Raw genomic sequence first — 10,447 nt, 5'->3', positions numbered from 1 at the left:
GGACGCGCCCGTGGCGGACGCCGCGCCGGCCGTCGCGGCCGTGCCTGCGCCTTCGCCCGCCAAGCCGGAGAAGCCGCGCCGGTCGCGCGACGCCGGCTGGTCGCGCCTGCCGGTGCGCTCGGACTGGTAGGCGTCCCGCCGCTCCGTAAAGCCCGCTCGGCGTGGTGGAAGAATCTGCGTCCCGACTTTCGTCGGGACAGACGGAGTAGAGAGCGATGCCCGCCTATCTGCTGGCCCAGCTGAAGTTCAAGGACCGCGACGCCTACGGGCGCTATCTGGCCGCCTTCGGGGCCGTGTTCGCCCGGTTCGAGGGCGAGGTGCTGGTCGCCGACAAGCGCCCGCAGGTGCTGGAGGGCGAGTGGTCCCACGACAAGGTGGTGCTGCTGAAGTTTCCGGACGAAGCGGCCGCCCTGCGGTTCCGCGAGTCCGACGAATACCAGGCGATCTCCGAGGACCGCCGCGCCGGGGCCGACACCATCGCCTTGCTATTGGCCGGGCGCTAACCGATCTCAGTCGGATCGATTTCAGGGTTCGGGGCGCCGCACGCGCGGCTCGCAGGTTCATTCCCTGAACGCAATCCGGAAGGCTGACATGATCGAGCTGGTGATCCCCGCGCGGCGCAAGGATCTGGGCGGGTTCGAGGTGGGCCGCGTGCTGCCCTTCGCCCAGCGGCGCATGGTCGGGCCCTTCACCTTCTTCGACCACATGGGGCCGGTGACCCTGCCGCCGAACATTCCGCGCACCACCGACGTGCGCCCGCACCCGCACATCGGCCTGGCCACGGTCACCTACCTGCTGGATGGCGAGCTGACCCACCGCGACAGCCTGGGCGTGGAGCAGGTGATCCGCCCGGGCGAGGTCAACTGGATGACGGCCGGGCGCGGCATCAGCCACTCCGAACGGTTCGAGGGCATGCGCGCCCACGGCGGCTTCATGGACGGCATCCAGGCCTGGGTGGCCCTGCCTGAGGCCGACGAGGAGATGGCCCCGGCCTTCGACCACTATGGCGCGGACGCCCTGCCCCGCTTCGGCGAGACGGGCGTGGAGGCGCGACTGATCGCCGGCGAGGCCTATGGGGTGAAGAACGCGGTGAAGACCCGCTCGCCGATGTTCTACGTCCACGCGGACCTCGCGGCCGGCGCGAGCCTGGGCCTGCCCGACGGCCACCCGGAGCGCGCCGTGTTCGTGGCGCGCGGGCGGATCGAGGTGGAGGGCCAGGCATACGGCGTCGGCCAGATGGTGGTGTTCGGCCCGCAGGCCGGGCCCGCGATCCGGGCGCTGGAGGCGTCGAGCGTGCTGCTGCTGGGCGGCGAGCCGCTGGGGCCGCGGCACATCTGGTGGAACTTCGTCTCGTCCAGCCGCGAGCGGATCGAGCAGGCCAAGGCCGACTGGAAGGCCGGGCGGATCCCGCTGCCGACGCTCGACAATCAGGAGTTCATCCCGCTGCCGGAAGACCCGCCGAAGCCGACGCCGGAGCCGATGTCCTAGATTTCTCTTGTTTGCGCATTTTCTGCGCCGAACCGGCGTCCACTTCGGCTGAAAATGCTGGGCGATCGCTAGTCCGCCCGCTCGGGCGGAACGACGCCCAGGCCCAGCAGCACCTGGGCCAGCTCCTCAGTGGTGACCGGCTTGACCAGGACCGGCGCGTCGAAGTCGCCAGCCCCGTTGGCGTAGTCGCCGTAGCCGGTGGCGAAGACGAAGGGCACGTCCAGGGCGTCGAGCCGCTCGGCGATCGGGGTGCTCGAGCGCCCGCCGAGATTGGCGTCCAGCACGGCGGCGCAGGGGCGGGCCGCCTCGATCGCGTGCAGGGCTTCGTCGACGTCGGCGATGGGGCCGACCACGCGCCAGCCCAGGCCTTCCAGCCGCTCCTTCATGTCCAGGCCGACCAGGGCTTCGTCCTCGACCAGCAGCAGGGGGCGCGCGCCGGCCTCGCCCGACGCCGCCGCGCCGCCGCGCCGGGGCGTGCGGGTCAGCGGGATCTCCACGTCGACCTCGAGGCCTTCCGGACGCCAGGCGTGGCGCAGCACGCCGTCCAGCTGGCGCTCGACCGAAGCCTGCACCAGCACCGAGCCGAAGCCCTTGCCGCGCGCCTCCTGGACCTCCGGGCCGCCGCTTTCGCTCCAGACCAGCTTGAGCCGGCCGGCCTCGCGGTCGACGCTCCAGCTCAGGTCCACCGATCCGCCTGGAACGGACAGGGCCCCGTGCTTGGCGGCGTTGGTGATCAGTTCGTGCAGCACCAGCGCGATCGGCTGGGCCGCATCGGGGCGCAGCATGAATTCCGGCCCGTCCAGCCGGATCCGGCGGCGGCCGCCCTCCAGAACGCCCTGGTAGGGCGCGGCCTCCTCCTCGGCCAGCTTGCCGAGGCTGGCCCCGGTCCAGCGCGAGGCGGCCAGCAGGTCGTGGGCCCGGGCGATGGCCTGGATGCGGCCCTCGACGGCGGCGGCGAAGGCCTCGCGGGTCTCGGCCTTGGTCAGGCGCACCACCGCCTGCACCACGGCGAGCGCGTTCTTGGCCCGGTGGTCGACCTCGCGCATCAGGAGGCGCTGGTGCTCCTCCGCCTCGTTGCGCTCGGTGACGTCCTGGACCACACCCAGCATGCGCATGGCGCGCCCGGCGTCGCGCTCGATCACGCGGGCGCGACTGTCGATGTGGCGGACCGCGCCGGACGGCAGCTCGATCCGGTAGCCGTGGTCGCACGGGCCCTGACCCTCCATGCAGCCGCGCATGTCGGCTATGGCCTGGTCGCGGTCGTCGGGGTGGACCCGCCCGGCCCACTCCCCGAAGGTGACGAACGGCTTCTCCCGCGGCCAGCCGAAGATCTCGCAGAAGGTGGCGCTGCAGACGGCGGCGCCGGTGCGCCCGTCCCAGTCCCAGCTGCCGACCCGGCCGATCTCCTGCGACATGCGCAGGCGCTCCTCGTTCTCGGCGGTGAGGCGATAGAGGCGCTGGTCCTCGAGCGCCGAGCGCGCCTTGCGCAGGTTCTCGGTCATGATCGCGACCAGGGCCAGGGTGAAGGCCATGATGGTGACGAACTGCTCGTCGCCCAGCCACTGGATCCCGGCCCGCGGCCGCGAGCCGGTCAGGGCTCCGAACAGGGCCAGGGCGGCGGCGAACAGGGTGACGGAGGTGGTGGCGCGCGCGTCCAGCAGGAAGGCGGTCAGGATCAGCACCGGCACCAGGTGCATGGGGTAGATGCCGCCGGGATGGTCAGGGGCGACATAGGCGGCCCAGCCCATGGCCGCGGTCGTGACCATCAGGGCGGCGAACAGCAGCCACCACTGGCGCTCGCGGCTGAGCGGCTCGGGCCGGGCCCAGGTCAGGATCGGCGGCGCCACCACCACGACGCCCAGCATGTCGCCCAGCGTCCAGCGGGCGAAGACGATCTCGGCGGAGGCTCGGCTCATGCCGGTCAGCGCCACCAGACCCAGGACCGCGACCACGGCCGAGATCGCGCCGCTGCCCAGGCCGCCGACGAAGGTCAGGTTCAGCATGTCGCGCGGGCGGCGCATGCACCGGTCCATGCCCAGCCGCTGCAACCCCCAGACGCTCGCGACGGAGGCGGCCGTGTTGCCGGCCGCCATCAGCACGCTCAGCGCCAGAGGATAGGGCGCCTGGTCCAGCCCCCCGGCGACCAGCGCGCCCACGAACACCACCGGCCAGAGCCGCAGGCCGCCGATCAGCAGGCCCGCGATCGCCACCCCGGAGGCCGGCCATACCTGAGACACCGGCGTGGCCGAGCTCGTCCACTGCAGGCCCGCGTAGGACAGCAGGGTGTAGGCCGCCAGAAAGGCGGCGACGCCGACGAGCCTCTGTCGTGGAATCGCCATGGGCGCCCGCTGCCGACCGGTCCTGCCGGTTCAACCGTCGAGCCGCGCGGGCGTTCGCGTCCCGACTGAAAAGCAGGACGGCCCGGAGCCTGAGCGAACAAAAGCCTTGGCTGAATGGACAGCCAACCCATAGGTCGAGGCATGGACTTTCCGGGCGAAGACGCCGCCGCACAGGCGCAGCATGTCCTCGGCCGCCTCTATCGGGCGGCCGTCGAGGCCGCGCTGCCGCAGGCTTGCCTGGCCGCGCGCCTGCCCTCGCCCCCGCGTGGGCGCACCGTCGTGGTGGGGGCCGGCAAGGCCGCCGCCTCCATGGCCCAGGCTCTGGAAGCCGCCTGGCCGGGCCCCCTGTCCGGACTGGTGATCACGCGCCACGGCCACGGCGCCGACTGCGGCCGGATCGAGGTGGTCGAAGCCGCCCACCCGGTGCTCGACGAAGCGGGCCTGGCGGCCACCGACCGGCTGGTCGAGCGCGTAAAGGGCCTCGGCGAAGACGATCTGGTGCTGTGCCTGCTCTCCGGCGGCGGATCGGCCCTGCTGACCCGGCCCGCCCCGGGCGTGCCGCTGGCCGACAAGCAGGCCGTCACCCGCGCCCTGCTCAAGAGCGGCGCGCCGATCGCCGAGATCAACTGCGTGCGCAAGCACCTGTCCGCCATCAAGGGCGGGCGTCTGGCGGAGCTGGCCGCCCCGGCCCGCGTGGTCACCCTGGCCATTTCCGACGTGCCCGGCGACGACCCGTCGGTGCTGGCGTCCGGGCCGACGACGCCCGACCCGACCACCCGCGAGGAGGCGGCGGCCATCCTGGCCCGCTACGTGCCGGACGCGCCGGCCTCGGTGACGGCCTGGCTGGCCGCCCCGGCCTCGGAGACGCCGAAGCCTGACCCGCGACAGGCGCCCGACTACCGGATCATCGCCTCCCCCGCCCTGGCCGTCGACGCCGCCAGGCAGGCGGCGGAAGCGCTCGGCTACGCGGTCCTGGTGCTGGGCCCCTACCTCGAGGGCGAGGCCCGCGACGTGGCCCGCGAGCACGCCCGGGTCGTGCGCGACATCCTCGCCGGCGAGGGGCCGGTCCGCGCGCCTTGCGTCATCCTTTCCGGCGGCGAGACCACCGTGACCGTGCGCGGCTCGGGCCGCGGCGGGCGCAACGCCGAATTCCTGCTGGCGCTCGCCATCGAGCTGGACGGCGCGCCGGGCGTCGAGGCGCTGGCCTGCGACACCGACGGGATCGACGGGTCGGAGGAGAACGCCGGCGCCGTGATCGACCCGGACGTGCTGGCCCGCGCCGCGGCGTGGGGCGTGTCGGCCAAGGACCGGCTGGCCGCCAACGACGCCTACGGCTTCTTCGAGGCTGCCGGCGGGCTGGTCTTCACCGGTCCCACCCGGACCAACGTCAATGATTTCCGCGCCATCCTCATCTCGGCCTAGGCGGCCTTCGCCCTGGACCGCAGCCACAGGCAATAGCCGATCGTCACCGCGATCCCGGCGATGACCGCGCCGCAACCGGCGGTGATCGCCACCTGCATCGGGGCGAAGGCCCACAGCCCGGCGTAGGCGAGCCCGCTCAGCACCATGGACCAGCCGGCGACCCGCTGGGCCTGGCGGGCGCAGGCGCTCGGGACGACGGTCTTGGGAATGCGGTTGCCGAACCAGGCGATCATCAGCCCGTTCAGGCCGACGACCAGGCGCGTGACGGTGTCGCTGTCGACATAGCCGTGGTGGCGCGCGTAGCTGGCGACGAGCGCCACGACGAGGATGCCGCCGCCCCAGGCGAACGCGCCGGTCAGGTCCTTTTTCATTGTCCGGTCTCCTTGTTGGGCTCCGGCTTCGGCTCGGCCGCCTCGGCGCCGAAGCCGAACGATTGGGCGAAGCCCAGCAGCGCCTCTTCGAGCACCGAGAGCTTCAGGTGATAGATGACGGATTTGCCGGCCTTCTCGGCGTGGACCAGGTCGGCCTCCTTCAGCACCGCGAAGTGCGCCGACATGGTCGGCTTGGAGACGTCGAACTGGTCGGCGAGCTCGCCGGCGCTCATCGGCCCCTTGCGCAGGAGCAGCAGCACCCGGCGGCGGGTCGGATCGGAAAGGGCTTTGAACACATGGCTCATGATAAGACGATTAGCTAATCGTCGAAATGAGTCAAGCGGCGATTTGGATCGCGCGCCTGCGCGCCTTCAGCGATGATCGAAACCGGAAACGAGAAAGGCCGGGTCTTGCGACCCGGCCTTTTCGCGATCCCTTGAAGGGAAATGGCGCGCCCGAAGAGATTCGAACTCCTGACCCCCAGATTCGTAGTCTGGTGCTCTATCCAGCTGAGCTACGGGCGCCTGTCTTTCCGCCGGGTGGCCGGCGGCGAGGGCGCGATACCTAGTCGGAAACATTCCGGCGCGCAAGCCGTCCCGCGACGGTTTTCTCGACGAACCTGCGCGCGCGGAAAATCTGCTGTTGATTAAGGGATGATCGAGCCCAGGCCGCGCAGGATGGCCTTGGTCTTGTCGCCCTTTCCCGGCTTCTGCGGCGGCGTCTGCGGCGTTTCGCCGTCCCCGTTCGCCATCATCGCCGCCATGTCCATGCCGAGCATGCCGCCGGTGGTGGACTTGTAGCGGACCTTCACCGCCCAATCGATGTTCCAGGGGACCTTCGGGTCGGCCGGGCGCGGCGGATAGCTGAAGTTCGCCTCGCCGCCGAAGGCGATCATGCTGAGCATGGCGCCGCCGGGCGCGGCCTGCACCACCTCGGCCGGCACGCGGCACTCGGTGGTCTGCGGGTTCATCAGCGCCTTCTGGGCGACCAGACGATGCAGGTCGTCCTGGGACATGTAGTCGTTCCAGCCCATGCCCATGCCCTGGACCTCGCTGGAGCTCCACAGGACCATGGTCTCGCCGTCGCCGCCGACGACGTTGGCCAGGTAGGCCTGCGACCCGGCCACCGGCTTCCAGGCCAGCCGCACCGAGCCCGTGTCGGTCGGCGCGTTCGAGGTCAGGGTCAGCGGCGCCAGGAAGTCCTGCCCCTGGGCGAGGGCGAAACGGATGTCGGAGGTGTAGTTGCCGCGGATCAGGTGCTCGCCGATCAGCGAGCCGTCGCCGGGCACGCGCGTGCGGGTCTTCTGGTTGGGCCACTCGCCGTAGGTGGCGTTGCGGTCGGCCGAGGGCCCCTTCATCGGCGAGACCGAAATGGTCTGCAGGTTCGGCATGGGGGTTTTCGAGCCCAGCTTGGCGAAGTCGATCACCACCGGCTGGCCCGGCCGGGCGCGGTCGCCGCAGCCCCAGTAGATCAGCATCTTGCCGCGCGGCTTCTCCATGGGCCCGTAGCTCATCGGCCCCGGCGCGGCCGCCGGCGTCCGCACGGGGGTGACCAGCGGCAGGCTCTGGCCGGCCTTCAGCACGGCGGGCGGCAGGTGCTCGGCGTTGGGCGCACCGGTCGGCGTCTTCGCGGAGCCGAGCCGCAGGTCGAGCGTGTGCACGACCTGGTCGGCGCCGCCGCCCCCGGCCGCCATGCTCATCATCGCGCTCATGTCGGGCGCGCCGCCCCCGCCGGCGAACATGCCGTTCGCCGTCTCGGCGCTCATCCAGTAGGTCGAAACCGGGCCCGTCACCTGTTGCTGGGGCTGGGCCGGGGCCGCGCCCACGCCCATGAACGCAGCCGCCAGCACGGTCGCCTTGCGCCAAGCCATCATCGGAGAACCTCGTTATCTGAGACAACGAGGTTCCTACCACGGCCACGCTTGGACGGCTACTTGCGCGCCACCGACGTCGCCCAGTCCTCGACCGGACAGCCCGGCCACGCGCGGGCCGCATAGACCCCGCGCGCCACAGCCCGAGCCAGGCAGTCCGCCGCCAGCGCCCCGATGCGGGCCACGGCCAGGGCGCGCGGTTCGGCGAGCTCGACCCGTCCGGTGGCCAGCGCGAACACCACGTCGCCGTCGAAGGGCGCGAACACCGGGCGGATGGCGCGGGCGAGGCCCGCACGCGCCATCACCGCCACCCGCTTCGCCTCGGCCGAGGTCAGGACCGCGTCGGTGGCGACGCAGGCGACCGTGGTGTTCTCGCGCGGGCCGGGATCGAGCTTGGCGAAGGGCCAGGCGTCCGGCTCGGCGTAGAGCTCGCCCGGGTCGGTGCCGCCGAACTCGCGGCCGATCTCGTAGGGCGCGGCCCAGAACGAGCAGCCGTCCGGGCCGACCACCGAGCCGAAGGAGTTGACCGCGGCCAGGGCGCCGACGGTGATCCCGTCGGCCGTCACCGCCGACACAGAGCCCAGCCCGCCCTTCAGCGCGCCGGCGAAGGCGCCGTAGCCGGCCCCGGCCGTGCCGAGCGCAAACTCCGTCCCGGCGCTCGCCAGGGCGGCGCGGCCCAGCGCGGCGTAGGGCGGGGTCTCGCCCCAGGTCTTCGCCCCGCCGTTGTTCAGATCATAGAGGATGGCGGCCGGCACGATCGGCGAGGGCGGCACGCCGTCCATGTCGCGCAGGCGGAAGCCCCGCCCGCCGGCGCCCAGGCCCGCGCACACCCCGTCCGCGGCGCCCAGGCCGTAGACCGAGCCGCCCGACAGCACCACCGCGTCGACCCGGCCGACCAGGTTCTCCGGGGCCAGGGCGTCGCCCTCGCGCGTGCCCGGCCCGCCGCCGGAGACGTCGATGGCCGCCACCGTCAGGGCGTCGGCGAGCACGACGGTGACGCCCGTGCGGGCCTGCTCGTCGTGGGCCGAGCCGACCGAAAGACCGGCGACGTCGGTGATCAGATTGCGCGGGCCGGGGCCTGCGCGACGGGGCGAATCGGGGCTGCTCATGACGAACCATGCTCGGCGAAGCGACGTCCGGGGTCCATCGACGGTTTGCGTGGAAGCGTTCGCGCGTTATCTGCGTCGGTGAAGCTGGAGCCTCGTATGCGTCTCGTCGCCGTACTCGCCGCCGCCCTGGCCGTCTCGGCCTGCGCCCAGATCAATCCGTTCCCGGCCGAAAAGCCGGCCGTTCAGGCCGGCGCCGCGCCGCATGAGATGCTGGTGGCCGCGGCCAACCCGCTGGCGGCCGAGGCGGGAATGGACGTCCTGAAGCGCGGCGGCTCGGCCGTCGACGCGGCGATCGCCATCCAGTCCGTGCTGGGCCTGGTCGAGCCGCAGAGCTCGGGCCTGGGCGGCGGGGCCTTCATGCTGGTCTACGACGCCAAGTCGGGCGAGATCACCGCCTATGACGGCCGCGAGACCGCGCCGGCGGGCGCCTCGCCGACCATGTTCCTGGACGAGGCCGGCAAGCCCCTGCCCTTCGACCAGGCGGTGATCAGTGGCCGGTCCACCGGTGCCCCCGGCGTGGTGGCCATGCTGTCGGCCGCCCACGGCGAGCACGGCCGGCTGGCCTGGAAGGACCTGTTCGGCTCGGCCGAGAAGCTGGCCGACGAGGGCTTCACCGTCAGCCCGCGCCTGTCGAACTTCGTCAACGGCCAGGCCCCGCAGAACGCCCGGCCGGACGTGCAGGCCTATTTCACCGAGGCCGACGGCACGCTGGTGGAGACCGGCGACACCCTGAAGAACCCGGCCTACGCCGCCACCCTGCGCGCCATCGCCGCCGACCCGCGCGCCTTCTACGAGGGCGCCGTCGCCTCGGCCATCGCGGCCAAGGTGCACGAAGGCCCCCGCCCCGGCACGCTGAGCGTCGCCGACCTGAAGGGCTATCGCCCCGGCAAGGGCGCGCCGGTGTGCACGCACTACCGCGTCTACCTGGTCTGCTCGGCCGCGCCGCCGTCCAGCGGCGTGTCGCTGCTGCAGGCGCTGGAGATCCTGGAGCGCACCGACGTGGCCACGCACGGCGCGGGCGATCCCAAGGGCTGGTTCCTGTTCACCCAGGCGCAGCGGCTGATGTACGCCGACAGGGACCGCTATGTCGGCGACCCGGCCTTCGTCGACGTGCCGACCGGCGGCCTGCTGGACAGCGCCTACGTCGACAGCCGCGCCGCCCTGATCGGCGAGCGGGCCGGGCCGGCCTCCGCCCCCGGCACGCCGCCCGGTGCGGGCGTGCGCGCCCCCGACCGCACCCGCGAACCCGCCGGCACCTCGCACTTCGTGGTGGTCGACCGCGAAGGGAACGTGGTCAGCATGACCACCTCGGTGGAGAGCCTGTTCGGCTCCGGCCGTATGGCTGCGGGCTTCTTCCTGAACAACCAGCTGACCGACTTCTCCTTCTCGCCGACGGAGAAGGACGGCGTGCCGGCCGCCAACGCCGTGGCGCCGGGCAAGCGGCCGCGCTCGTCCATGTCGCCGGTGATCGTGCTGGACGCCCAGGGCCGCTTCGTCGCCGCCCTGGGCTCGCCCGGCGGGTCGAACATCCTGGCCTACAACCTCAAGACCCTGCTGGGCGTGCTGGACTGGAACCTGAGCATGCAGCAGGCCATCGACCTGCCGAACGTCATCTCGCGCGGCGACACCACCTATGGCGAGGCGGACAAGCTCAGCCCCGAGGTGCGGGCGGGGCTGGTCGAGCGCGGCGTGACCGTCCAGGCCGGCCGCGGCGAGGGCTCGGGCCTGCACGGCGTGATCCGCCGCGGCGACCGTCTGGAAGGCGGCGCGGACAAGCGGCGCGAGGGCGTGGTGCTGACGGCGCAGTAAAAGCCCTCGCCCCCGCTTTGCGGGGGAGAGGGCCGGGGT

At 72.5% G+C, this 10,447-nt stretch carries 9 protein-coding genes and 1 tRNA gene; 4 read left to right on the top strand and 6 right to left on the bottom strand.

The genetic code is table 11. The features are described from left to right. Positions 1-215 precede the first annotated feature (215 nt). Both G3573_RS16935 and G3573_RS16930 read left to right on the top strand, forming a co-directional pair. Positions 216-503, top strand: coding sequence for a DUF1330 domain-containing protein (locus G3573_RS16935; protein ID WP_163262755.1), 288 nt, complete (start codon positions 216-218; stop codon positions 501-503). A gap of 88 nt (positions 504-591) precedes the next feature. Then, entirely contained in the window at positions 592-1,488 is an 897-nt protein-coding gene (locus G3573_RS16930; RefSeq protein WP_163262753.1) for a pirin family protein, read from the top strand. Positions 1,489-1,556: 68 nt separating this feature from the next. On the opposite strand, the gene G3573_RS16925 is transcribed toward G3573_RS16930, so the two are convergent. After that, entirely contained in the window at positions 1,557-3,827 is a 2,271-nt protein-coding gene (locus G3573_RS16925; protein WP_163262751.1) for an HWE histidine kinase domain-containing protein, read from the bottom strand. Between the two features lie 141 nt (positions 3,828-3,968). Between G3573_RS16925 and G3573_RS16920 the strand changes: the two genes are divergently transcribed. After that, complete coding sequence (locus tag G3573_RS16920) at positions 3,969-5,249, top strand: glycerate kinase (RefSeq protein WP_205598319.1); 1,281 nt, start codon at positions 3,969-3,971, stop codon at positions 5,247-5,249. Here G3573_RS16920 and G3573_RS16915 read toward each other — a convergent pair. The 5 genes from G3573_RS16915 to G3573_RS16895 form a co-directional block, all read right to left on the bottom strand. Continuing rightward, the gene (locus tag G3573_RS16915) at positions 5,246-5,620 is read right to left on the bottom strand and encodes an ammonium transporter (protein ID WP_205598318.1); all 375 of its coding nucleotides are present in this window, start codon (positions 5,618-5,620) and stop codon (positions 5,246-5,248) included. The genes G3573_RS16920 and G3573_RS16915 overlap by 4 nt on opposite strands. Beyond that, on the bottom strand, positions 5,617-5,925 hold the full coding sequence (locus tag G3573_RS16910; RefSeq protein WP_163262747.1) for an autorepressor SdpR family transcription factor: 309 nt from the start codon (positions 5,923-5,925) through the stop codon (positions 5,617-5,619). Before G3573_RS16910 ends, G3573_RS16915 begins: the two co-directional genes overlap by 4 nt. 142 nt (positions 5,926-6,067) lie before the next feature. Beyond that, a tRNA-Arg gene (locus G3573_RS16905) sits at positions 6,068-6,144 on the bottom strand. Between the two features lie 122 nt (positions 6,145-6,266). Beyond that, positions 6,267-7,493 carry a hypothetical protein gene (locus G3573_RS16900; RefSeq protein WP_163262745.1) on the bottom strand — a complete coding sequence of 409 codons (1,227 nt, stop codon included), beginning with the start codon at positions 7,491-7,493 and terminating at the stop codon, positions 6,267-6,269. A 56-nt stretch (positions 7,494-7,549) separates the two neighbouring features. Beyond that, a complete protein-coding gene (locus tag G3573_RS16895) occupies positions 7,550-8,599 on the bottom strand; it encodes a P1 family peptidase (RefSeq protein ID WP_163262743.1) in 1,050 nt (349 codons plus the stop codon). A 96-nt stretch (positions 8,600-8,695) separates the two neighbouring features. On the opposite strand from G3573_RS16895, the gene ggt reads away from it, so the two are divergent. Beyond that, positions 8,696-10,408, top strand: a complete 1,713-nt coding sequence (ggt, locus tag G3573_RS16890) for a gamma-glutamyltransferase (RefSeq protein ID WP_163262741.1) — start codon at positions 8,696-8,698, stop codon at positions 10,406-10,408. The last annotated feature ends 39 nt before the right edge of the window (positions 10,409-10,447 follow it).

Source organism: Caulobacter sp. 17J65-9 (assembly GCF_010975005.1).
GTDB lineage: Bacteria > Pseudomonadota > Alphaproteobacteria > Caulobacterales > Caulobacteraceae > 17J80-11.
This window is presented reverse-complemented; position numbering and strand designations above follow the sequence as displayed.